The following is a 23,600-nucleotide window of genomic DNA, read 5'->3' on the forward strand; positions in this document are numbered from 1 at the left end:
GTTGTTTGCTGGGCGCATTGGCGGAGTATCGTCTCGACCCGGGACACCCACACCGGCACAACCTTACGGGAGTGATTCACTGTCAAAGAATCGGCCCGGTGCTCTGACGCAAGTATCGGGATGGTCACCATTTGTAAGCCGTAGACCTGAGTGGTGATCAAGACTTCGATACCACCGACCGTACCGGTACTAATCGACGACGGTCGTGTTCGTCGCCTGCCGCAGGGACTCTGCACACCTCCGTTTACGCATGTGCCTGGAGGAGTTGGAAATCGTCGTGTTCGGGAAACATTAAACACAGGATGGCAGCGATCTGAGCCAGCACATGATCAGCTAGCTCACCATCCGGATCGACGGCCCACTGCATCGTCGCGCCAGCGATGACCGAGTGCAGGAGCAACTCAGCTGCCGCAGGAGCACCTGGGGGCAGTCGCTTGCGGATCCCCTCCACCACCGCGCGGTTCCGCTGGATCGCAAGCGTGCGTAGCTCCGGCACCTGGAGCTCGTACCAGGAGATGAGATAGTTCACCGAGAAGTCGTTGCGAGTGTTCATGCTCCGAACGAGCACCTGCAAAAATTCCCAGAGCCCTTGCGGCCCTGCGCCTATCGGTATCGCATTCAGGTAATGCCGCACCTGCTCGACGCCGCGCTCCATCATCCTCACCAGCAGCGTATCGCGGTTGGTGAAGCGCTGGATTAACGCTGCGCGGGAGAGCCCCACCTCCTTTGCTACTCCGCTGAGCGTGAACTCTATGGGACCGCAACGCTTCAGCACTACGGTGGCGGCCTCGAGTACCTCGTCATCGGACTTGAGCTTGGGGCGGGGCATCAGTGTTCACCTTCTGTATGGGTTGGGGCGGAGGCTGTGGCTGCCGCCGCCATTGTAGCAAATTGAAGACGGAGCGAGAGTAGAGCCACGAGCCCCGCAAACACGGCCGATACAACGAGGCCAGGGAGCGGACCAGCAAGGTCGACAAACGCGCCGGCCGCAAGCATAACCATGGGCGAGGCTGACAGCATCACCGCCGAGACCGTGCCGAGTACCCGGCCGAGAAGTTCTGGCGGCGTGCGGTTGTAGATGGCAGCGTTGAGAATGGGAGAGACTGAGCCGGTCAGCAGTCCCACGAGCGCGCCCAACAACATCAGCACCGGCACGCCTGGCAACTGTGAAAGCAGAAGCGAGCCCACCGCAGAGCCACAAAATGCCACCGCCAGCCAGTTCTGCGCTGATATCCGGGCGCCGACCGACGCATGAATGGCAATGCCAAGGAGACCACCAGCCCCCATCATTGAGGAGAACAGCCCGAGCTCTGCTACTTGGCGTCCTGCATCTACAAACAGCGCAGGCATGATGACGCTGCCGTTGGCGCCAACGATGCCCACGAAGATCATCACTATACCAAAGAGAGGGCGCAGCAGGGGTTCGCTCCAGAGAAAAGCGACGCCGGCGCGCATGGAGAGAGTCGCCGTCGTGGTCATCGTCCGAGCGGCACGCGCGGGAAGCACCCACGCGCCGAGCAGACCTGCAAGGACGGAGCAGAACGCCGTCAGCCCGAGCGTTGGCGCAGCGCCAAGCAGGCCGATTGCGGCCCCCCCAAGGGCCGGGCCACCTAGAATCGCGACGTTCCCGATCACCGCTTTCAGTGACGAGACGCGCTCAACGGAGAGCCCGGCGACGTGGCCGAGTTTGGGCAGCTCACTGTCCTGCGCGGCCATACCGGGTGCGTCGAACGCGGCACCGAGCACCACGCAAGCGATCAGCCCAGTGTTCGAGAGGGCGCCAACGGCATCGAGCAGTGGGATGCTCGCCATGGCCACGCCGCCCACCACACCCGAGATCAATGCGACGGGCGCGCGCCCGAACCGATCGACGAGGCCACCACCAACCCACGCGCCGATGATGGTCGCGATGACGCTGCTAGCGGCCGTGGCGCCCGCCCAGGCCGCGCTCTTTGTATGAGACAGGACGAACCATGGAAGCGCGAGGGCCGCCACCGCGTTGCCGATCCGGAAGAGAAAGGTCGCCGCGAACAGCGTCGCGAGCGGGCTATATCGACGTTCGCTCATTCCGCTGCGGCGAGCTGCGCCTTCGCCGCAGCGAGGTACTCTTCGTTACCCGAGTCGAGGGCGAAGAGTGCGTAGGTGACCGCCCCGAACGCAAGGCGCTCCGCGATGTGGTGGGCGAGCCGCGGCCACACCCGGCCACCGGCCGCTTCATACGTGAGGAGGAGCTTCGCGAGCCCCTCTTCACCAAAGACCATAAGGTGCGCGGCCATGTCGATGGCAGGGTCATCAACGCGGGCCTCGCTCCAGTCGATCATCCCGCTGACGCGCTCCGTGTTGTCGATGAGCACATGGCCCACGTAGAGATCGCCATGCACCACCACGGAGAAATCTGGCCACGACGAATCGTCGTCGAGCCAGCGCTGCCACCGGTGGAGGCGCTTGTCGTTCACCACGAACTCGCGTCGGACGCGGTCAACGTCGTCGGCCACCTTCTGACGGGCCTGCGTCGGTGTACGGATGAGCATCCCCGCATCCACGGCGGCGGAAATGGGGACGGCATGCAGGGCGGCGAGCGCGGTCGCGAAGCTCTCCGCGAAGACCTCCGAGTCCTGCGGCACGACCCAGTCGGGCGTGGACGAACCAGGCTGGATGACCATCGCAGTCGAGTCTTCGAGCATGGGATAGGCAACGAGCTCGGCGTTGGCCACGCGCCAGTCCGGCACCGCGAACGGCAGGCGATTCTTGAGCATTGCCAGCACCCGCGCCTCTGGTTCGACCTTCGCGCTTACCTCGGCTCGGCGCGGGATGCGCAGCACCCACCGACGTCCATCGTCGACGGTGGCGATCACGATCCTATAGTCGAGCCCAAGCTCATTGACAGTCAGCGGGCCATGGAGCTTGAGCCCATGTCGGGCTGCAAGTGCGTACAGTTGGAAGGTATCGGCGGTCGTGACTACGGTCATGATTCACTCCTGAGGGCTTGACGGGTTTAGCCACCTAAATATAACAGTCACGTCGGTTATATTCAATCCGGCACTGTTGCAAAGTTAGCGATGAGGCAGCCTTTTGTCTTATTCAAAGGCCTTACATTTCAAAAACTCTGCTTACCAGGCGCATTTCGCCCAGGGGATCACCATAATAAAATGCTGAGGCCTGGCCTTTGCGTAGTGCACGCATCACCTCAATACCTTTGATGGTGGCGTAAGCCGTCTTCATGGATTTAAATCCCAGCGTGGCGCCGATTATCCGTTTCAGTTTGCCATGATCGCATTCAATCACGTTGTTCCGGTACTTAATCTGTCGGTGTTCAACGTCAGACGGGCACCGGCCTTCGCGTTTGAGCAGAGCAAGCGCGCGACCATAGGCGGGCGCTTTATCCGTGTTGATGAATCGCGGGATCTGCCACTTCTTCACGTTGTTGAGGATTTTACCCAGAAACCGGTATGCAGCTTTGCTGTTACGACGGGAGGAGATATAAAAATCGACAGTGCGGCCCCGGCTGTCGACGGCCCGGTACAGATACGCCCAGCGGCCATTGACCTTCACGTAGGTTTCATCCATGTGCCACGGGCAAAGATCGGAAGGGTTACGCCAGTACCAGCGCAGCCGTTTTTCCATTTCAGGCGCATAACGCTGAACCCAGCGGTAAATCGTGGAGTGATCGACATTCACTCCGCGTTCAGCCAGCATCTCCTGCAGCTCACGGTAACTGATGCCGTATTTGCAGTACCAGCGTACGGCCCACAGAATGATGTCACGCTGAAAATGCCGGCCTTTGAATGGGTTCATGTGCAGCTCCATCAGCAAAAGGGGATGATAAGTTTATCACCACCGACTATTTGCAACAGTGCCCATCGGCGTAGTAGTGGATGTGGTCGATGACAAAGCCGGTGCGGGTCAGCGTGCGCCGGAGGATCGGCAGAAAATCGACCAGGAACGAAGTAGCGCGTGTGACGACGGCCGGTACGCCGACACGCGCCACGGCCTCGGCCCAGCGCGCGGCCGGCGGTTGGAGCAGGCCGTTGTGCACCGAACCGTGGTAGGTGCCGACCGCCAATGTGAGCCAGCGCTCTAGCTCGCGCAGCGTCAGGGCGGCCTTGTTTTCGGAATCGTAGTCGCCGCGCTGGTCAGGGTTGGAGAAGGTCGTTCCCGGCAGTTCGTCGTGAATCATCTGCATCGCCGTGCCGATGATCCGTTCCACGATGCCGCCATAGTGCGGCTGTCCCAGCGGGCGATAGTCCAGCCGGATGCCATGCTGCTCGCAACCCCGGCGCAGGGCCTCGCTCTTGAACTCGGCCGCGTTGTCTAGGTAGAGCAGCAAGGGCTTGCCGCTCATCTGCCAATCCATTTCCACGTTCAGTCCTTCCAGCCAAGGGCGCTTGTCGCAGGCGACATGCACGAGGCACAGGCCAACCGAAACGGCAGACGGCGCTTCCAGCGTGACGACCATGCCGAGCACGCAGCGGGTGAACACGTCGATGGCGAGGGTCAGGTACGGGCGGCCAATAGGTTGCCGGTCGCGGTCATCGACCACGATCAGGTCGATGACCGTATGGTCTATCTGCACCTGCTCCAGCGGCGCGGTCACGGCAGGAGGCTCGCCGCCCACACCTTGTAGGTCACGAGCGGCATCCTGGCCTTCCCGCCGGCGGATGACCTTGCGCGGGTCAAGGCTAGCGATCCGTAAGGCCACGGTATTGCGCGCCGGCACTCGCAGTTTTTGAGCCTTGCACACCTGAGTGACTTCGCGGTGAAAGGCCGCTAGGCTGCGCTTCTGCTTGGTCAGGAACCGCTTTTGCAGTAGCTCGTGGATGACGCGCTCGACCGGTTCCGGCAAGCGCCCCTTACCTTTACCTCCACCGGACTGGCCGGGCACCAGATCCGTCACGAGGCCGCTGCCTTGCCGGGCACGCCGGATCAGAACGTATACCTGGCGCCGAGACAAGCCCAGCGCCTGAGCCGCCATATCGGCCGCTTCGTGCCCGACCGTCTCCGACTGCGCCAACGGACTGATGATCTCCGCACGACGGCGCGCACGCTCCCAAGCCTCATCAGGCAGAGTGGCCACGCCTTGTTCTGGAATCCGTGGGGTGTCCGTCGCCATGCTCACCTCGCTTTGGTGCACACGAGTATTGAGCATAGTCGAGATTGGTGCAGATCACTTCTGATATTGAACTGTCAGGAGCTGGCTGCACAACAGCCATTACGCCCAATCAACTGGTGCAGTCGTCTTCTGAAAATGACATCCATGCCCAGCCCGTGCGCGAGCTGGATCACCGCCCGCACGATAGTTTGGTCACGGGCATCATCCGGGAGCCTGGCGACAAAGGATTGGTCGATTTTCAATGTGGTGATGGGGCAGCATTTCAGATGTTGCAGGCAGGAATAGCCGGTGCCGAAGTCGTCGGCGGCGAAGCGCACGCCGATGGCGCGCAAGGCGTCGAAACTGGCGAACAGGGCTGGATTGCCGAATGCGACCGATTCGGTCAGTTCGATCTCCAGAAGCTCGGCGGGCAGGGCCATATCGGCCAGCACCCGCTTTACCTCGTCGTCGAACGTTGGCCCAACCTGGCTGGCGGACACATTGATGGCAAGACGGAACGGTTGCCATGCCGGTCCTTGCCACTTGTGCATCTGGCGACAGGCCTCGCCCAGCACCCACGCGCCTATTTCCGGCATCAGGCCGAACGACTCGGCCAGCGGCAGGAACTGGCCGGGCGGCAACAGGCCAAGCCTCGGATGCCGCCAGCGCATCAACGCTTCCGCGCCAGCGATCCGGTGATCGCGCAGATCGACCAGCGGCTGGTAATGCAGGTCAAGCTGTCCGCGCGCCGCCGCCTGCGCCAACTCGGCCGCCGTCCATCCGGCGGGCTGCGAACTCGTCATGATCCGCCCCGGAAGGCGCGCAGCAGCCGCGTTACGGCCAGAACGAACAAGCCGGTCAGCGCGAGCGCGGCAACACCCCAATGCTCGCCAAGGAAGGCACCGGCGGTCGTCCCGGCCAGCACGGCGGCGAGAATCGGCAGATGGCAGGGGCAGGTCAACACGGCCAGCGCACCCCACAGGTAGCCGGAAACGGGTTGGCGCGTCTCGGGCGGCAGTTTGTCAGGGGCGTTCACGGCAATGCCTCCTCGTGCGCCCGCTCGGCTGGCATGGAGGCCAGTTGCGCGTCCAGATGGGCCAACGCCGCGCGCCGCCGCTCGACCAACTGGCGCAGCACGGCAAGCTGCGCTGCGGCTTGTGCGCCGTCCGCTGCGTCGAGCGCACGGCACAGCCGCGCCAGGGCATCCAGGCCGATACCCGCCTCGAAGGCCGCGCGCACGAAGCACAGCCGTTGCAAGGCCGCATCGTCGAACACGCCGTAGCCGCCCGTGGTGCAGGCCACCGGCCGTAACAAGCCGCGCACCAGGTAGTCGCGCACGATATGTACGCTCACCCCAGCGTTATGGGCCAGTTGCGATACCGTGTAGGCGCTCATCGCACACCTCCTTGTCCTCACCCGGCGCAGCAGGAAAGCTGCTTCACATCCTTGTTGAAGGTCTGCGCCGCGAGCTTCAACCCTTCGACCATCGTCAGGTAGGGGAACAACTGGTCGGCCAGTTCCTGCACCGTCATCCGGTTGCGAATCGCCAGTGCGGCCGTCTGGATCAGTTCGCCCGCTTCCGGGGCCACTGCCTGCACGCCGATCAGTCGTCCGCTGCCTTCTTCAACCACCAGTTTGATGAAGCCGCGCGTGTCGAAGTTGGCGAGCGCGCGCGGCACGTTGTCCAGCGTTAGCGTGCGACTATCAGTTTTGATGCCGTCATGGTGCGCTTCCGCCTCGCTGTAGCCTACGGTCGCCACTTGCGGGTCGGTGAACACCACGGCCGGCATCGCGGTCAGGTTCAGGGCCGCGTCACCGCCGGTCATGTTGATCGCGGCGCGAGTGCCGGCCGCTGCCGCCACATAGACGAACTGCGGCTGGTCGGTGCAGTCGCCTGCGGCGTAGATGTGTTCCACGCTTGTACGCATGCCGGGGTCGATGACGATAGCGCCTTGCGGGGTGAGCGTGACGCCCGTCGCATCCAGTGCCAGCTTGCGTGTGTTGGGCGCGCGGCCGGTGGCGACCAGCAGCTTGTCGGCGCGCAGTTCGCCGTGCGCCGTGGTGAGCACGAATTCGCCGTCCCCTTCACCATTGATATACGCGACCTGGCTGGCCTGGGTGTGTTCCCTCACCTCGATGCCCTCCATGCGGAATGCGGCCGTGACGGCTTCGCCTATAGCTGGGTCTTCGCGGAAGAACAGCGTGCTGCGAGCCAGGATCGTCACCTTCGCTCCGAGTCGGGCGAACGCCTGCGCCAGCTCCAGCGCCACCACTGATGAGCCAATCACGGCCAGGCGCTTAGGAATCGTCTCGCTGACCAGCGCTTCAGTGGAAGTCCAGTACGGAGTGTCTTTCAGGCCGGGAATCGGCGGCACGGCCGGGCTCGCGCCGGTGGCGATCAGGCAGCGGTCGAATGCCACCACGCGCTCGCCGCCGTCGTTGAGTTGCACGATCAGGTTGCGATTGTCCTTAAAGCGGGCGGAGCCGTGCAGCACAGTGATCGCCGGATTGCCCTCCAAGATGCCTTCGTACTTGGCGTGGCGCAGTTCATCGACGCGGGCCTGCTGCTGGGCCAGCAGCGCCGTGCGCTGGATGGTCGGCGTGGTAGCGGCGATGCCGCCATCGAACGGGCTTTCCCGGCGCAGATGGGCGATATGGGCGGCGCGGATCATGATCTTGGACGGCACACAACCGACATTGACGCAGGTGCCGCCGATGGTGCCGCGCTCGATCAGCGTGACACGTGCGCCTTGCTCGACGGCCTTCAGCGCCGCTGCCATCGCGGCCCCGCCGCTGCCGATGACGGCGATATGCAATGCGCCGCTGCTACCCGTCTTGTCGTTTCTGCCCAGCAGATCGCGCATCTTGTCGAGCAATCCGCCCGGCGTCGAAACTGAGGGGGCATCGGCCAGCGTGGCCCGATAACCGAGTCCAGCTACAGCGGCCGTCAGCGCGTCGGGTGACGTGCCGACCTCAATGGCGAGCTTGGCGCTGCCCTTGGCGTAGGAGACATCCGCTGATTGCACGCCGGGCACTTTCTCCAGGGCGTCCTTGACATGCACTGCGCACGAGTCGCAAGTCATGCCGGTGATTTTGAGAGTGCTCATACCATCGTTCCTTATTCGTGTGGGCCGCCGTGTCGCACGGTCAGCCGTCTTTCACAAGCGCTTGGCGGGGAGTTCGCAGCCGTCCGGTCCGCAACGGCGATGCGCCGGCGACACGAAGTCCCAGATCGACACCCCAATCATCAAGGCCAGGCCGACGTACATCAGGTTCGCCGTCCACCAGTTGCCGAGCAGCCAGACCGTGGCCGCAAACACGATGGCCGGGCCGATCATGCCGAGCAGACTGCGCAGCCATTGCCGATGACTGAACCAACCCAGCGCGTTCGCCAGGAAGGCCAGCGCGGCAAACAGCGGCAGCAGGCGGCTGATGAACAGTCCCTCGTACTGGCTCAAGAAGCCCAGCCCGATGGCCGCGCCGAAGCTGGCGAGGGCTGGAAAGCAGGCGGCGCAGCCCATCGCGGAAACGACGCTGCCGAGCGCGCCGGTTTTATCGGCAATGCGTGTCATCAGTCCCATGAAGCGGCTCTCGCTGTTGTCGTTGGCTTGCTGGCTCACTGCTTGACGCTGGACGGATAGCCGGCGTCTGCGGTGGCCTTGGTCAGCTTCTGTACGCTGGCCTTGGTGTCGTCAAAAGTGACGACGGCCTCGCGCTTCTCGAAGCCCACATCGACCTTGCTCACGCCTTCGACCTTGGAGAGCGCTTTCTTGACTGTGATCGGGCAGGCGGCGCAAGTCATGCCGGGAACCGCTAGCGTGACGGTCTGGGTAGCGGCCCACACCGGGGCAACAGCGGCGGCGAGGGCAAGGGAGGCAAACAGTTTCTTCATGATGAACTCCTGGTTAATAGAAAAATGGAACGACATAGGGAAATCCAAGCGCGACCAGGACCAGCACGGCCACGATCCAGAAAATCAGCTTGTAGGTGGCGCGCACCTGCGGAATCGCGCAGACCTCACCTGGCTTGCATGCCTGCACGGGCCGGTAAATCCGCTTCCAGGCGAAGAACAGCGCCACTAGCGCCGCGCCGATGAACAACGGTCGATAGGGTTCCAGCACCGTCAGGTTGCCGATCCAAGCACCGGAGAAGCCCAGGGCGACCAGTACTAGCGGCCCCAGGCAGCAGGTCGATGCAAGAATGGCGGCCAGCCCGCCGGCGAAGAGCGCACCGCGCCCGTTTTGTGGTTCAGACATACGTTGGCCCTTTTGAATTTGGATTGGATAGCGTAACCTTACTTCCGTACTCATGTACGGAGTCAAGCGATATGGAAAATAATTTGGAAAACCTGACCATTGGCGTTTTTGCCAAGGCGGCCGGGGTCAACGTGGAGACAATCCGCTTCTATCAGCGCAAGGGCCTGTTGCGGGAACCGGACAAGCCTTACGGCAGCATCCGCCGCTATGGGGAGGCGGACGTGGTTCGGGTGAAATTCGTGAAATCGGCACAGCGGCTGGGGTTCAGTCTGGACGAGATTGCCGAGCTGTTGCGGCTCGACGATGGCACCCACTGCGAGGAGGCCAGCAGCCTGGCCGAACACAAGCTCAAGGACGTGCGCGAGAAGATGGCCGACTTGGCGCGCATGGAAACCGTGCTGTCTGAACTCGTGTGCGCCTGCCATGCACGAAAGGGGAATGTTTCCTGCCCGTTGATCGCGTCACTACAGGGCGAAGCAGGCCTGGCAAGGTCAGCTATGCCTTAGCGTGCTTTATTTTCCGTTTCTGAGGTGCCCCCAAACAGCAGAGAAAAAACGCCCCCAATCACCGCCAGAGGCAGTCATCAGAATGAGGTCAGGTAGCCATACAGGTTGCATCACCATCCACCCCTGCTGCACCAGACCATCAGATTGAACTTGCTCTCTCGCAGAAGGGTATTGTGCGTCAGCTTGTAACCACTTCGTTGCCGTATTCTTTCAATCAACGCCAGCTTGGCTTGGCTGCTGGTCAACCCTCGATGCAGATAGCTCAGGGCTCCGATCAAAAGATCCGCAACTTGCAGCAACTCGGCTTCATGAGAGTGGATCCGCTGCACCCGATGAATGATTTTCTTCGAATAGTCATACGTGTTGTTGCACAACACATCATGCAACTTACTGATCTTCTCATGCCCCAAGGTATCCTTGATATCGATATAGACTCGATAGCCATTCTGCGGTTCAAAGATCGTCTTCAACATGACGAAATACATTTTGTAGTACCAGTCGTCATGACTCTGCCCAAACGCTTCATGATTTAGCTGTGACTTATCCGGGATAACCAGACCACGAAAGTGAAGGTCATCATCATCGAAAAAGTAATCCAGCAGATCACGATAAAAGGTGAGTTTCGACTGACTAACCTTGGTCCACTTCACCTCGAAATCCGGCGCCAGCCCGTGCTTTTGCTTGATCTCGCGCAAGCGACGCACAATCTCGTGGCGCTTATCCAGCGGACACCACACAGCCCCGAGCACCATGGCCGATTGACCATCGTTCTCCAGATGGCAGGACTCATCGCAATAGACATTAAATATGCGGCTCATCAGGCAAGGGCTCCTTCCACCAACGACTCGGCCAGGGCAAGCTGGGTCTGCTGGCTGGTTTGCAGGCGGGATTTTAGTTGATCGCAGAGGGCCATTAGTTCATCCACTTTGGCGACGATGCGATGCTGTTCAGCTAATGGCGGTACAGGCAATACAATTAGACGACTCTTTGTAACAGATATATTATCTTGCCCTGCAGTACCGATAAGCTCGATTGAACGTAGAAAAAGCCCCGTGACTAAATAGGTATATATGTAAGTGTTAATTTGACTGTCTATCGGCCGAAAAAACACTATAGCTTGGTTGCAATTCCAAACTGGATAAGTGTTAGGGATAATTGCGACCTTGCCAAGAGGAGGGCCTACAATATTCATTACTACATCACCTGGATATAGCATAGACCGTTTCAACTTTGATTCATTATAATCTTTCACAACGAATTGCGGTTGATAATCAAAGTCAATCTTCTGATCTCTAATGTTATACACTTTAAGATATGGAACACCACCAGATTCTAAAAATTTGTCCTTTGGTGGTGTAGAACCAGATGTGATCCCATAACATATTTCACCTAATCGGCAGAAACACCATGAACTAGGAACTCGATATAATTTTTCTTCCTCACTTATCTCAGGAAGAGACTTTTCTTGTTTAATCGTTTTGTTTTTGACAAGCCGTGCCTTTTCGGAGGCTATTCGCTCCAGCAGGGCGGAGGCGGGTTCATCGCTAGGGTCTTGCGGCACCAGCTTGCCCATTACCGCCAGTTGCAGGATGGTATATCTCAAGGCGTCGATGCTGGCCTCGGTGGTAAAGAGGGTATCGAAGTGAGTGCTTAGCCGCGCCCAGTTTTGCGCCAACTCGTCGGCATCGCTGGAGTCTGTCAGCGTGGCGAGCAGGGTCTCCACCAGCGTCTGGTGCGCCGCCAGCTGCGACTCGCTGCGCAGCTCCAACTGGTCGCAGAGGGTCATTAACTCATCGACTTTGGCGACAATACAACTTTTTTCATTTTTGGGTGGGATGGCAATTAGACAACCACGTAATTGTGTTTTATTGATCGATGCTAAATTAGTCGTTTGCTTGCTTGAACCAGCAAAATAATCTCTAGCTGAAGGCCCATTCAGGAACATTTCTAGCCAAGACTCATCCTGTTCTTGAAGAAACTTTCTAGCCTTAAATACATGGTTCTGGTGTGCGACATATGGCATCTCATCAGCCCAAATTGCTGTGCGACCAACCTTATCCCAGTCACCTCCTTCAGTAATCAGAAGATCACCTGTCAAAACCTGATATTTTTCGACCTCATCAACAGGAAGCTCAACTGACTTAATACCTGTCACATCAACATACCCACGTTGAACGTTGGCAACACTTAAATAAGGTACTGTAGTTAATACCCTATTTGTTAATTTCCGGCCTTTTGTTATCCCACTTTGAATATCAACAATATCTTCAAAGCGGCACCACTCCCATCCCTTCGGCAATTCAAACGGCTTTTCGTCTTCGCTAATCGCAGACAGCGGTTTCTCTTTTTTAATCTTCTTCTCTTTCACCAGCCGCGCCTTTTCGACAGCAATACGCTCCAACAACACAGAGGCGGGTTCATCGTTAGGATCTTGCGGCACCAGTTTGCCACGCACGGCCAGCTCCAGGATCAGCTCGCGCAGCTTTTTGATACCGGTGAGTTCCAGCTTGCTATTGCTGCCGCGTCCGGCACTGCTTTTCGGGCGCACCGCGGCACTCCAGAGATCCAGATGGTCGGTAATCAGATTTTCTATTTTCAGAGCCGCCATTATGCCTGTCCCTCCTGCTTGGCCGTGCCCTTGCCTAAGGCATCACCGAGAATGGTTTTAAGTTGGTCACGCAGGGTCTGGATCTCGGCCTGTTCTGTGGCATAGCGCGCCAGCAGCTCGTCAGGATCGTGGCTTATCTGCTCGCCGACATGGGGGTTTTTGATATCGAGGTTAAAGTTGCGCGCAATGATCTCGTCGATGCCGACCTTCCAGGCCTGCTCGTTCTCAACCCGAGCCGCAAAGCCGCCCGCCTCATCCCCCCACCAGGCAATCTCGGCTTCGAACTCCTCGAACTTCATCGGCTTGGTCTTGCTGTAGCTCTTCACCCCAGCCGGATAGGGGTGCTCGTAGAACCAGACATCCTTGGTGGGCTGGCCCTTGGTGAAGAAGAGGATATTGGTCTTGATGCCGGTATAGGGGGCAAACACGCCGTTGGGCAGCCGCACTATGGTGTGCAGGTTGCACTCGCTGGTGAGCAGTTGCTTGATCTTGGTTTTGACCCCTTCGCCAAACAGGGTGCCATCGGGCAGCACCACGGCGGCGCGACCGCCCTTTTTCAGGACTTCGATGATCAGCTGCAGGAACAGGTCGGCGGTCTCGCGGGTGCGCAGATCGGCCGGGAAGTTCTGCTCGATACCATCCTCTTCGGTGCCGCCAAAGGGCGGGTTGGTGAGGATCACGTCGATATCGCTGTCCCAGCTCGACAGCGGCTTGTCGAGGGTGTTGCCGTGGCGGATCTGCACCGGCACCTCGATACCGTGCAGCAGCATATTGGTGGTGCAAAGGAGGTGTGGCAGTTGCTTCTTCTCAACCCCCAGGATCTGCTGTTGGAGGGTCTGGTGGTCGGCTGAGGTCTCGACATAGTGCTCTTTGACATGGTCGAAGGCGCAGGCGAGAAAGCCGCCGGTACCGCAGGCCGGGTCCATGATCCGCTCGCCAAGCTTGGGGTCTATGCGGTTGACCATAAAGCGGGTGACGGCGCGGGGGGTGTAGAACTCACCCGCGTTACCGGCACTTTGCAGGTCGCGCAGGATCTGCTCGTAGATGTCGCCAAACAGGTGGCGCTCGCTGCTGTCAGTAAAGTCGATCTCGTTTAGCTTGTTGATCACCTGCTTAAGCAGGGTGCCGTTTTTCATGTAGTTGAAGGCATCAGAGAACGCCTCTTTCACCACATAGCCACGGGGGTTGAGATCGATATTGGCAGGCTGGTTTTTCAGGCTATCGAACAGGTCATTGTTGACGAAATCGAGCAGGGCATCGCCGGTCAGCCCTTCACTATCGGCCGCCCAGTTGCGCCACAGGAAGCGCTCGGGGATGGGGCAGCGGTAGTTATCCTGCTCAAACTCCAGCTCCTCTTCCTGGGCGTCGAACACTTTCAAAAACAGCAGCCAGGAGAGCTGGCCGAGGCGCTGGGCATCGCCGTCGATACCGGCGTCCTTGCGCATGATGTCCTGAATGGATTTGATGACTGAGCTGATGGATGACATGGGATTCTCTGCTTTTTACAAAAATGGTGACGAATACAGGGGCGAATGCGTCAGGAGTATCGATAAAACAAGCGGCCATCATTGGAATGGCCGCATGGTAGTTCAGAAGCAGTCAGGTCGTCAGGCGCTCTGCTGCTCACGGTAAATTTCTTGCTCCAGTTCGGTGATGGCCTGCTCGAACTGTTTGGGGCCACCAAAACCCTTCTTGGCCAACTCCAGCGGGCGACCCAACTCGGTAAAGGGAGCGACTTTTAGCGCATCCTTGGTCTCAATCTCGGTCACCCCCTGATCGGCATACTTGTCGAGCAGGCGGGTTAATACCTGCTGGGCGGTGTCGTTGTACTTGGTGAAGTAGTTGCGCTTTTTGACGTTGTTGGCCCGCTCGCGGCGGGTCAGTGGCGGCTGATCGTATACCACGTGGCAGATAAGGTCGAACGGGTCGAGCTCCTTACCCACTTCCTGCTCCAACACCTCCCACAGCACGCCCGCCTGAGCCAATTCATCCATGATGGCTTGCTTGCGTTCGGCGGCTTGCCAACGTTTGGTGAAGGCATCCAGGGTGGCAAACTCTTTGAGCAGGGTCTTCTTGGTGTAGTCCTTGAAGGATTCGGTCACCAACTTGCCATCGACATCGTAATACTGCACCCGCTCGGCGATGACGCTGACCGCCACGCCGTTGACATAATACTTGCTGACCCCGGGCTCGGGGCCACCCAGCGGGCCTGTGCCCTGACCCCCTGCGCCACTCTGGCCACCATCACTACCGGTTGTGTAGCTGCCGGGTTGTTCATCTACTCCGGGGGCAAACGGATCGCCATGGTCGCCGGGTTCATCGGTTGGCAGCGGATCGGCGCCATCGATGATATCGCCCAAGCCATCATCCGGATTGTTGATGTCTGCCGGCTTGACCACCATGACGCGCTCCGGTTCGCCGTCGAAACGGGGATCGGCAAACAGCTCGGTAGCCTTCTTGAAGTCAAGAATGGTAAACCAGAGCTTGCCGTACTTGTCGTCGATACGGGTACCACGGCCGATGATCTGCTTGAACTTGGTCATGGACTGGATGTTTTGGTCCAGCACCACCAGCTTGCAGGTTTTGGCATCGACGCCAGTGGTCATCAGCTCGGAGGTAGTAGCGATGACCGGATAGGGCTTTTTCGGGTTGATGAAGTTGTCGAGCTGGGCTTTGCCAAGGTCATCATCGCCAGTGATTTTCATCACATAGCGCTCATCCTTGGCCATCTGTTCCGGGTTGAGGTTGACCAGCGCCCGTCGCATCCGGTCGGCATGATCGATGTCGTTGCAGAACACGATGGTCTTGGCCATCGGGTCGGTTTTCTTGAGGTAGTTGGTGATGGTCTCGGCCACCAGCTGGGTACGCTCGTCGATCACCAGAGTGCGGTCAAAATCCTTCTGGTTATAGATACGGTCTTCAATCAGGTTGCCCTGTTTGTCCATCTGCCCTTTGGTGGGACGCCACCCCTGCAGATCGACATCGATATCGACCCGCACCACCTTGTAGGGGGCAAGAAAGCCATCTTCGATCCCCTCTTTGAGGGAGTAGGTATAAACAGGGTCACCGAAGTAATCGGTGCTGGAGACGGTTTCGGTCTCTTTGGGCGTGGCGGTGAGACCAATCTGGGTGGCCGATGAGAAGTATTCGAGGATCTCGCGCCAGGCGCTGTCTTCGGCGGCGCTGCCCCGATGGCACTCATCCACCACGATCAGGTCGAAGAAGTCGGCTGAGACCTGCTTGAAGGCTTTCTGCGACTCTTCCGGCCCGGTGAGCGCCTGATATAGGGCAAGGTGGATCTCATAGGCGGGGTCGATCGTGCGCCCGGTGACCTTAGTCATGGCCGAGCCAAAGGGCTGAAAGTCATTGATCTTGGTCTGATCCACCAGAATGTTGCGATCGGCCAGAAACAGGATGCGCTTCTTGGCGCGCGCCTTCCACAAACGCCAGATGATCTGAAATGCGGTGTAGGTCTTGCCGGTGCCGGTGGCCATCACCAGCAATACCCGATCCTCACCTTTCGATATGGCTTCTACGGTCTTGTTGATGGCCTGCAGCTGGTAATAGCGGGGAGATTTGCCGCTGCCATCCGAGTAATAGTCCTGACTGATGACAGGCAGTTGGGCCTGGGTGAAGCCCTTCCAGGTGCAGAGCTTGTCCCAAAGCTGGCCCGGGCTGGGGAAGTCCTCCAGCGCAATCTCGGATTCCAACTTGGCCGGATTGGTCTTGTCATGAAATACGAAGCCATCTCCGTTGCTGGCAAATACGAAGGGCACATCCAGCAGGCGGGCATAATCGAGCCCCTGTTGCATCCCCTTGCCAATCTCATGCTTGTTGGCTTTGGCCTCGATCACCGCCAGTGGCAAGCCCAGCTTGTGATAGAGCACGATATCGGCCGATTTGACCTTTTTGCGGGCCGCCAACTGGCCGCGCACCACCACCTTGCCATCCCGCAGCTTCACCTCCTGACGGACCTGGGTCAGGTCATCCCATCCAGCAGCCTTGATAGCAGGCAGTAAGTATTTGGAGATGATGTCGGCTTCGGTGAGGGTTGCTTTGTTGATCTCGGCCATGAGAACTCTTCCGGTCGGGGGACAATATTGCTCAAGATTCTCTCATAAAATCAGCCGGGTTTTATTGATTTCAGACTCATAAAGCAACATGGGGTGCAGCTCTTGATGGCATGCCTTCGGGTCAAGGATACGTCTGGCAATGGCATAACTAGGTCGTAGTGAATGCTTGTTGAAGGGCATCGCTTGAGTTAGTCCCATAGCCAGTTAGCCGGCTTGGCTCCCTCTGAATGCACAGGCCAAGATTCCAGATAGATAGGAATCCGTCCCCCATATTTCAGCACACCAGAGTCCATCATCCCTCCAAACAAGATGACCAATATTCCAGAGAGAAAAACGGCACGAAATTTCCAGATAGATAGGAATTCTTCGATCAGGATTCCACATAACTGGTTCTGAACAAGCATTCCACTATGTGGAAAATTCGCACCATTTTTCCAGATAGATAGTTATGTGGAAAGAAACTGGACGGGAATTGGCTGGGGATGACAAGGCTCATTTCATGGCCCCACATCCTGCGTGATTCCACGCAATCATGTTTGTCGCGAGCGAACAAACTTCAATACTTTCAGCGCGTTGTTGATTTTTTCCTGAGCAGAGTCCATGGTGATATGGAGTTTGGTCACACGATCACCTGATTGCATCCTTTATCCGCTACACCTGAGGCCATCACCATGAACAGCATCGTCATCCTGATCCTCCTGTTTTCATTCCTGATAGGGTTTGGCGCCTTTGCTGCGTGGCTGTATATCGAGAAGAGTCACATGGATGCCTCGGATAAATGACCCGCTATTTTGCTGAACGAACCTCTTTTGCCACGCACGAAATCAGATGGCGGGAGCAGCCCAACATTTCCTGGATCACCGAGTAGCTGTGTCCGGTGCTCAACAACTGTGCGATGTGCTGACGCTTCTTTTCATCTTTCTGGCGACCGCGATATTTCCCCTCATCCCTGGCCTTGGCAATACCCTGCTGTTGCCTGCGTCGGCGATCTTCGTAGTCTTTGCGAGCGACGGCTGCCAGCATATCCAGCAGCATGCCATTTACAGCCTGCAAGATGGCGCTGGTGAACTCGGAGCGGCTGTCCCCCTGTAACGCCACCCAGGAAGTCGGAAGCTCCGGAGAAACGATGGAGAGCTGTTTCTGAGCTAGCAACTGCTTCAATGTTTGCCAATCCGTCTGATTGAGACGGGCCAGACGATCAATCTGCTCTACCAGCACAATGTCACGATCTGCAGCGTCGCGGATCAGCCTCATAAGCTCAGGCCTGTCCAGCGTCGCCCCCGACTCATTCTCTACATAGAAACTGGCAATCTGATGGCCATGCTCAGCAGCAAAACCAATCAGCAGCTCTCGTGCCCGCTCAGCATCCTGTTCCACAGTCGATGCACGTAAATACGCCCGTATGAACATTGAAACTCCCATCAGTCTGTTTAAACTGGTTCCGAATTATTGGTTCAATATAAGTGGTTTCAATATGATTTTCGAGAGGGTATTAAGTGGTTTTTATGGGGTATACCTTTTTAAAACCACCGCATGACGATCAAAACACGACCTTTCGATAGCCTTTTGATCTGACAGCACAAACTTTAAGTGTGATCCGTCATCACAAAGTCGCTTTTGAGTTGTATTTGAGTATTTAAGCGACGTTGCTCACGATTCCTGATCTGCTGAATGGGCTGCCAAAGGAGGAAATCTACAGAAGCTGGGCTTTGAGGTGAGTCATCTTTTCGACTCGCCGAACAAGCCAGCAGCCAAGCGTAGCGCGGCAGTTCTTTACCCCATGGTTTGAGTGAGTAAGATGTATGATTTTTCAGCCCAAAATTAGTACATATGCTCGGATATGTACCTTTTCCGTTCTGACTTGAACTGCAATAATCAACGCGTAGCCCTAGTTTATGTCCTCTCCCAGCCACCTTACTGGTGATGACGCTAGGTTCTTTTGGCCCCACGCTCCAAGGCCGATTCAATTTTTTAATAGGTCCACCTTCTCGGGCCGCAAGGCTATCCCCTCTGACACTCTGCGCAAGCTCATTGGCCTGCGCAACGCGTTAGTGCACGATGACCTTATTATCGGACTCAAGATAATCTGCGGCCTGATCGCTCAGAGCTAAAGTAACCAACTATTGACGTTTGCAGAGCAAGGTCTCAACTGGTTGGGTAATCTCCCCGTCTGCTGTTCTCTTACCCGCTATAGGGGATAAATGTTAAATACCGCCTATGGCGTGTAAATGATACTTACCCTCTATAACAGATAAATATTGATATACCTGCCATAGCGTGTAAATTGGAAGAAGGCACGCTACCAGGTTGTTGAATCATGAAAGTAACCAGCGCCAAGCCAAGCAACTGAGCGCCTGTATCAAGGATGCCAGACTTTCTCAAAAGCTCTCTCAAGGCAAAGTGGCCGAGAAAGTGGGGATTAGGCAAGACACTGTCTCCAGCTTCGAGCTCAACCCTGAGTCCACCAAGCTGGAAACCCTGTTCAAGATCCTCGCAGCACTCGAATTGTCAGTGGATATCAAACCCCGCAATGAGTCATCCGATAGTCCGGCATCGGGCTGGAAGGAGGAGTGGTAATGGCCAATCTGGCTGTCTACATGAACGGCTATCGGGTGGGCACATTCACCAAAACTACCAGCGGCGCCCATCAGTTTCAGTACCATGGGTCATGGCTAGCACAACCGGGCAGCCGTCCCATCTCACTCTCCATGCCATTGCGCCATCAGGCCTACCGGGGCGATGAAGCCTATAACTTCTTCGACAACCTGCTGCCAGATAATACGGAGGTGAGGAACAGGGTTGTAGCACGCTATCAAGCGGTATCAACCCAGCCCTTCGATCTGCTCAGTTGCATTGGCCAGGATAGCGTAGGGGCATTACAGCTGGTTACCGAAGGGCACGATGTTCCAGATGTCAGGCGAATCGACTACAAGGCACTTTCCGATGACGAGCTCGAGCAGATCCTGACCAGCTACAAATCAGGAATCCCTTTGGGGATGGTCAGGGAGCAAGAGGAGTTCCGGATCTCTATCGCCGGGGCGCAAGAAAAGACTGCGCTGCTCTATCTCGATGGCCGCTGGTACTTGCCACTCAACGCAACGCCGACAACCCACATTATTAAACTCCCTATCGGCAAGATTGAAAGCCACTCCTACTCGATAGACCTCTCCCAGAGCGTAGAAAACGAATACATCTGCACTCTGATTGCCAAGGAGTTTGGTCTACCCGTACCTCACTGCTTCATGATGCAGGTTGGCCAGGTCAAAGCACTTGCGGTGGAACGCTTCGACAGACGTTACGCTACAGATCGCAGTTGGATCATGCGCCTTCCCCAAGAAGATTTCTGTCAGGTATTGAATGTTCCGTCAGCACGGAAATACGAGAGCCATGGAGGACCGGGGATCACTGACATCATGAAAACCTTGCTGGGCTCTGCGACACCAGAACAGGATCGCTACCTGTTCATGAAATCTCAGGTCCTGTTCTGGCTGCTGGCGGCCACCGATGGCCATGCAAAGAACTTCTCGGTCTTTATTGAACCGGAAGGGCGTTTTCGCCTGACCCCTTTTTACGACATCCTATCTGTCTATCCAGTGTTTGGCGGCCGAGGCCTCAACCGAAGGGACGCCAAGCTCGCTATGGGCCTAGCAAGCAGCAAGGGAAAGAAGTACGCCATTGAGCAGATATTCCCGCGCCATTTCTTCCAAACGGCGAAAGCTGTGGGATTTGAGCGTTCTGCTATGGAAGAGATCCTGACAGAACTGGCCAACTCCGTTGATGATGTTATTGAACGCGTTACCCAGCAATTGCCGGCAGGCTTCCCCGATGCCATCAGCAGCTCCATTCTAGAGGGCCTAAAAGCCCGCTCTGCCAGGCTGATAAAAGGCTGGGATTAAATTGGCGGTATGTGGGGTGATTGCACGGTTAGCCAAACCACCGATGGGAAGGCTGCACGATCGAGAATGGACTATGTGGGAACGCAGCACGATAGCAGAAACCTGTGAGCGGCCTCTCAATATGCTGTTTTAGTTACTTTTACCCCAAGTGGCCCCCGAAAAGTCACTAACATATTGAAGATAATAGATTATTTACATTCTGCATCGGCAAGTAAGCCGGTTCGGCAAACAATAAAAAGCCCGGGTTCATCCCGGGCTTTTTGTATGTTTTTTATCCGCAAACCTAGAGGCGGCGCAGGCACCACATGAAGTAAGCGCCCCCTAACAGGGTGGAGACCAGACCGACCGGCACCTCCTGCGGGAAGAGGATCTGCTGGCCGACCCAGTCAGCCGACACCATCAACAGGGCACCGGAAGCGGCGGCCCCAAGCAGGTGCCAGCGAGCCCGCACCAGACCCATCAGCTTGGCCATATGTGGCGCCAACAGACCGACGAAGGAGAGCGGCCCCACCACCAGGGTGGCACTGGCGGTGAGCACGGCCACCAGCAGCAGGATGGCAAGCTGGGCACGGTTGAGGCGAATGCCGAGTGCGGTCGCTACAGCACTACCCATCGGCAGCAGATCGAGCCAGCGGCTGACAAGCAGGCAGGCGGCCAGCATCAACAGCGCCAGCCCCACTAGCCCATAGGCCACCGGCAGGGTGACGTAGTAGGTGGAGCCGGACATCCAGGAGAGCAGTTGCTGCACCCGCAGGTCACCATTGGCCAGCGCGATGGCCTGCAGCGGCTCAAACAGTGCCGTGATGGCAATACCTGAAAGCAGGATCCGCTCCGGCTGGAAGCCGTGCTTGCGATTAACCACCACCAGCAGCAACAGGCAGCCGAAGGCACCGAGCAGGCCACCGGACAGCATCAGCGGCAGGGGCAATGCAGGCAGCAACAACGCCGTCGCTATCACCCCCATAAAGGTGCCGCCGCTCACCCCCAGCAGCTCCGGGCTCGCCATCGGGTTGTGGCTGACCCGCTGCAACAGGGTGCCCGCCAGCGCCAGCAACACACCAGCCGCCCCCGCCGCCAGAGTGCGCGGCAACCGCCACTCCAGTTGAGCCTGCCAGCGCAGCCAGCTTGGCCAGCTCCAGCCCGTCATTCCCTGACCCAACAGCAGGGAGGCGACCATGGCCAGCAACAGCCCGACCAACAACAGGCCAATAAGGCGAGCCGGTGCCGGATGGCGGGCCACCAGCAGGCCGGCGTTTGCCTTTGGCGTACCCGACTTGATGCCAAGGCGCGGGATCAGCCAGAGCAGCAGCGGCGCCCCCAGCAGGGCGGTCATGGCGCCGGTGGGGATCAAAACTGGCCAGAAGCGGCTCAGGCTCTGCAGTAGCAGATCGGTCGCCGCCAGCAGCAGGGCGCCGAGGATCGGTGCCCACAACAGCCGCTGGCCGAGCTGGCGGATCCCGAGCAGCCGCACCATGGCGGGTGCGGCCAGCCCGATAAAGCCGATCAGCCCCACCACGCTCACCACGCAAGCGGTGACAAACACCGCCAGCCCCAGTCCGGCAAAACGCAGATGCTGCAGGGAGACCCCCAGACTGCGGGCGCTGGCATCATCCAGCTCCAGCACCGCCAGCGGGCGCACCAGTACTGCGGCCAGCAAAGCGGCTGCCAGCAGGCGGGGCAACAGGTAACTCACCCCGCTCCAGCTGTTCTGCACTAGCGAGCCACTGCCCCACACCAACAAACCTTTCAGCTCCTCCTGAAAGAACAGCAAGAGTCCCATGCTGATGGCCGCCAGATAGAGGTTGATCACCAGCCCGGCAAAGACGATGACCACCGGATTGAGCTGGCGACGCCAGGCCAGGGCAAACACCAGTGCCATCGCTAGGCTGCCACCGGCCATGGCGATCCACTCCCGCCCCAACAGCAACCAGGAGGGGGCAAACACAGGGTCACCATCATCAACGCCAGTTGGGCACCGGAGGCCACCCCCAAGGTGGTCGGTGACGCGAGCGGGTTGCGCAGCACCTGCTGCATCAGGGTGCCCGCCAGCCCGAGCGCCGCCCCGGCCAGCAGGGTGACCGCCAAGCGGGGCAGCCAGCTGAAATGCACCACTGCTTGGCTGACGTCATTCAGATTGGGGGCGAAGAGGCTCTGCCACCAGAGCGCACCGGGCAGCTGGCGAGCCAGCTCCCAATACGCGAGCAAGAGGGTCAATCCCAGCAGGATCGAGACCGGCCGCAGCAGCGGCGATGTGAGCAGTCGCTTCATCGGCTAGCCTCCATACGCTCGGCATCTTGCAGCAATGCATCGCTGAGCAGACCGGCGAAACGGCGGGCGGCCAATACGCCACCAAAACTCCAGACCGCAGGCAGATGCAGCACGGGGGCTTGGCGTACCAGCGGCATATGCTGCCACAGCCCAGGCTCCTGCAGCCGTTCGCTCACCCCTACCGGGATGGGATCGACCACCACCAGCCGCGCGGTTGGCAACGTCATAAACTGCTCGATGCTGACCACCGAGAAACCCCAGTCATTGGTCTGCTCCTGCCAACCATTACGCAGCCCAAGCCGCGTCATCACCGCATCGAACAGGCTGTGGCGACCAAACACCCGCACATGGCGCTCATCGATAAACTGCACCACCAGCAGAGGCGGCAGATCCGCAGGCAATCTGGCCTGTATTCTGGCGAGATCCCGATCCAGCCCGGCCAGCAGCCGTTCGCCCTCGGCGGTTTTGCCCACCATGCGGGCGAGGGTCAGGGTCACCTCGTGTAGTCTCTGCCACAGATCGGTTTGCCCATCATAGAGGGCGATGTTGCTCACCGGCGCGATGCGGGAAAGAGTTGGCGCCAGCGGGGCCGCCAGCGGCGAGATGAGGATGCGATCGGGTTTGAGCTCCGCCAGCAGCTCACGGTTGGGCTGGGTGCGCAGGCCGATATCCACCACTCCGGCAGGTAGCCGTGGCTCGCCGACCCATGCCTGATAGGGGCCTGCATCCCCAACGGCCAGCGGCGTCACCCCGAGTGCCAGCAGGGTCTCGGCTATGGTCCAGTCGACGGTGGCGATACGGGGTAGCGGCGCAGAGGCGCTCGGAGATGTTTCGGCCTGCGCCGCAAGTGGCAGCAGCAGGCTGATAAGGCAGGGTGCCATCTTCTTCAATAAACGGTTCAAGG

Annotated in this window: 21 protein-coding genes and 1 pseudogene; 3 read left to right on the top strand and 19 right to left on the bottom strand. The window is 58.4% G+C overall.

What is annotated here, in order from left to right; genetic code table 11:
- Nucleotides 1-244 precede the first annotated feature (244 nt).
- The 12 genes from mphR(A) to ACTG2B_RS22910 all read right to left on the bottom strand — a co-directional run bounded on the left by mphR(A) (nucleotide 245) and on the right by ACTG2B_RS22910 (nucleotide 9,345).
- Nucleotides 245-829 (bottom strand): macrolide-binding transcriptional repressor MphR(A), encoded by a 585-nt coding sequence (gene mphR(A), locus ACTG2B_RS22855; protein ID WP_001137892.1) that lies wholly within the window; start codon nucleotides 827-829, stop codon nucleotides 245-247.
- On the bottom strand, nucleotides 829-2,067 hold the full coding sequence (gene mrx(A), locus ACTG2B_RS22860; RefSeq protein ID WP_000004159.1) for a macrolide resistance MFS transporter Mrx(A): 1,239 nt from the start codon (nucleotides 2,065-2,067) through the stop codon (nucleotides 829-831). Before mrx(A) ends, mphR(A) begins: the two co-directional genes overlap by 1 nt.
- The gene (locus ACTG2B_RS22865) at nucleotides 2,064-2,969 is read right to left on the bottom strand and encodes an Mph(A) family macrolide 2'-phosphotransferase (protein ID WP_000219387.1); all 906 of its coding nucleotides are present in this window, start codon (nucleotides 2,967-2,969) and stop codon (nucleotides 2,064-2,066) included. The genes mrx(A) and ACTG2B_RS22865 overlap by 4 nt, the downstream gene beginning before the upstream one ends.
- A gap of 121 nt (nucleotides 2,970-3,090) precedes the next feature.
- Entirely contained in the window at nucleotides 3,091-3,795 is a 705-nt protein-coding gene (locus ACTG2B_RS22870) for an IS6-like element IS26 family transposase (protein ID WP_001067834.1), read from the bottom strand.
- 46 nt (nucleotides 3,796-3,841) lie between these two features.
- Entirely contained in the window at nucleotides 3,842-5,110 is a 1,269-nt protein-coding gene (locus ACTG2B_RS22875) for a DNA-binding domain-containing protein (RefSeq protein WP_000179845.1), read from the bottom strand.
- Nucleotides 5,111-5,184: 74 nt separating this feature from the next.
- Nucleotides 5,185-5,892, bottom strand: coding sequence for an EAL domain-containing protein (locus ACTG2B_RS22880; protein WP_000204520.1), 708 nt, complete (start codon nucleotides 5,890-5,892; stop codon nucleotides 5,185-5,187).
- Nucleotides 5,889-6,125 carry a broad-spectrum mercury transporter MerE gene (gene merE, locus ACTG2B_RS22885; RefSeq protein ID WP_000993386.1) on the bottom strand — a complete coding sequence of 79 codons (237 nt, stop codon included), beginning with the start codon at nucleotides 6,123-6,125 and terminating at the stop codon, nucleotides 5,889-5,891. Before merE ends, ACTG2B_RS22880 begins: the two co-directional genes overlap by 4 nt.
- Nucleotides 6,122-6,484 (bottom strand): mercury resistance co-regulator MerD, encoded by a 363-nt coding sequence (merD, locus tag ACTG2B_RS22890; RefSeq protein ID WP_001277456.1) that lies wholly within the window; start codon nucleotides 6,482-6,484, stop codon nucleotides 6,122-6,124. The genes merE and merD overlap by 4 nt, the downstream gene beginning before the upstream one ends.
- A gap of 17 nt (nucleotides 6,485-6,501) precedes the next feature.
- Nucleotides 6,502-8,196 carry a mercury(II) reductase gene (merA, locus tag ACTG2B_RS22895; RefSeq protein WP_000105636.1) on the bottom strand — a complete coding sequence of 565 codons (1,695 nt, stop codon included), beginning with the start codon at nucleotides 8,194-8,196 and terminating at the stop codon, nucleotides 6,502-6,504.
- 51 nt (nucleotides 8,197-8,247) lie between these two features.
- A complete protein-coding gene (gene merC / locus ACTG2B_RS22900) occupies nucleotides 8,248-8,709 on the bottom strand; it encodes an organomercurial transporter MerC (RefSeq protein ID WP_000082530.1) in 462 nt (153 codons plus the stop codon).
- Nucleotides 8,706-8,981 carry a mercury resistance system periplasmic binding protein MerP gene (gene merP / locus ACTG2B_RS22905; RefSeq protein WP_000732292.1) on the bottom strand — a complete coding sequence of 92 codons (276 nt, stop codon included), beginning with the start codon at nucleotides 8,979-8,981 and terminating at the stop codon, nucleotides 8,706-8,708. The genes merC and merP overlap by 4 nt, the downstream gene beginning before the upstream one ends.
- A 13-nt stretch (nucleotides 8,982-8,994) precedes the next feature.
- Complete coding sequence (locus tag ACTG2B_RS22910) at nucleotides 8,995-9,345, bottom strand: mercuric transport protein MerT (protein WP_001294663.1); 351 nt, start codon at nucleotides 9,343-9,345, stop codon at nucleotides 8,995-8,997.
- 71 nt (nucleotides 9,346-9,416) lie between these two features.
- Between ACTG2B_RS22910 and merR the strand changes: the two genes are divergently transcribed.
- Nucleotides 9,417-9,851: an Hg(II)-responsive transcriptional regulator gene (merR, locus tag ACTG2B_RS22915; RefSeq protein WP_000429836.1), complete on the top strand. Its 435-nt coding sequence runs from the start codon at nucleotides 9,417-9,419 to the stop codon at nucleotides 9,849-9,851.
- Nucleotides 9,852-9,961: 110 nt separating this feature from the next.
- Here the strand turns inward: merR and ACTG2B_RS22920 are convergent, their stop codons facing one another.
- The 5 genes from ACTG2B_RS22920 to ACTG2B_RS22940 all read right to left on the bottom strand — a co-directional run bounded on the left by ACTG2B_RS22920 (nucleotide 9,962) and on the right by ACTG2B_RS22940 (nucleotide 17,954).
- The gene (locus ACTG2B_RS22920) at nucleotides 9,962-10,669 is read right to left on the bottom strand and encodes a DUF3800 domain-containing protein (RefSeq protein WP_081999411.1); all 708 of its coding nucleotides are present in this window, start codon (nucleotides 10,667-10,669) and stop codon (nucleotides 9,962-9,964) included.
- Entirely contained in the window at nucleotides 10,669-12,459 is a 1,791-nt protein-coding gene (locus ACTG2B_RS22925; RefSeq protein ID WP_234898162.1) for a restriction endonuclease subunit S, read from the bottom strand. The genes ACTG2B_RS22920 and ACTG2B_RS22925 overlap by 1 nt, the downstream gene beginning before the upstream one ends.
- Nucleotides 12,459-13,946, bottom strand: a complete 1,488-nt coding sequence (locus tag ACTG2B_RS22930; protein WP_042878560.1) for an N-6 DNA methylase — start codon at nucleotides 13,944-13,946, stop codon at nucleotides 12,459-12,461. The genes ACTG2B_RS22925 and ACTG2B_RS22930 overlap by 1 nt, the downstream gene beginning before the upstream one ends.
- A 120-nt stretch (nucleotides 13,947-14,066) precedes the next feature.
- Nucleotides 14,067-16,532: an EcoAI/FtnUII family type I restriction enzme subunit R gene (hsdR, locus tag ACTG2B_RS22935; protein ID WP_042878561.1), complete on the bottom strand. Its 2,466-nt coding sequence runs from the start codon at nucleotides 16,530-16,532 to the stop codon at nucleotides 14,067-14,069.
- Nucleotides 16,533-17,318: 786 nt separating this feature from the next.
- The gene (locus ACTG2B_RS22940; protein WP_429221829.1) at nucleotides 17,319-17,954 is read right to left on the bottom strand and encodes a recombinase family protein; all 636 of its coding nucleotides are present in this window, start codon (nucleotides 17,952-17,954) and stop codon (nucleotides 17,319-17,321) included.
- Nucleotides 17,955-18,842: 888 nt separating this feature from the next.
- On the opposite strand from ACTG2B_RS22940, the gene ACTG2B_RS22945 reads away from it, so the two are divergent.
- Both ACTG2B_RS22945 and ACTG2B_RS22950 read left to right on the top strand, forming a co-directional pair.
- On the top strand, nucleotides 18,843-19,109 hold the full coding sequence (locus ACTG2B_RS22945) for a helix-turn-helix domain-containing protein (RefSeq protein WP_439996890.1): 267 nt from the start codon (nucleotides 18,843-18,845) through the stop codon (nucleotides 19,107-19,109).
- Complete coding sequence (locus ACTG2B_RS22950) at nucleotides 19,109-20,428, top strand: type II toxin-antitoxin system HipA family toxin (protein WP_439996891.1); 1,320 nt, start codon at nucleotides 19,109-19,111, stop codon at nucleotides 20,426-20,428. Before ACTG2B_RS22945 ends, ACTG2B_RS22950 begins: the two co-directional genes overlap by 1 nt.
- Before the next feature lie 283 nt (nucleotides 20,429-20,711).
- On the opposite strand, the pseudogene fhuB reads toward ACTG2B_RS22950, so the two are convergent.
- Nucleotides 20,712-22,696, bottom strand: a pseudogene (fhuB, locus tag ACTG2B_RS22955) (Fe(3+)-hydroxamate ABC transporter permease FhuB).
- Nucleotides 22,693-23,577 carry an ABC transporter substrate-binding protein gene (locus tag ACTG2B_RS22960; RefSeq protein WP_439996975.1) on the bottom strand — a complete coding sequence of 295 codons (885 nt, stop codon included), beginning with the start codon at nucleotides 23,575-23,577 and terminating at the stop codon, nucleotides 22,693-22,695. Before ACTG2B_RS22960 ends, fhuB begins: the two are co-directional and overlap by 4 nt.
- Between the last annotated feature and the right edge of the window lie 23 nt (nucleotides 23,578-23,600).

The organism is Aeromonas sp. 30P (assembly GCF_051919805.1).
Classification (GTDB): domain Bacteria; phylum Pseudomonadota; class Gammaproteobacteria; order Enterobacterales; family Aeromonadaceae; genus Aeromonas; species Aeromonas veronii.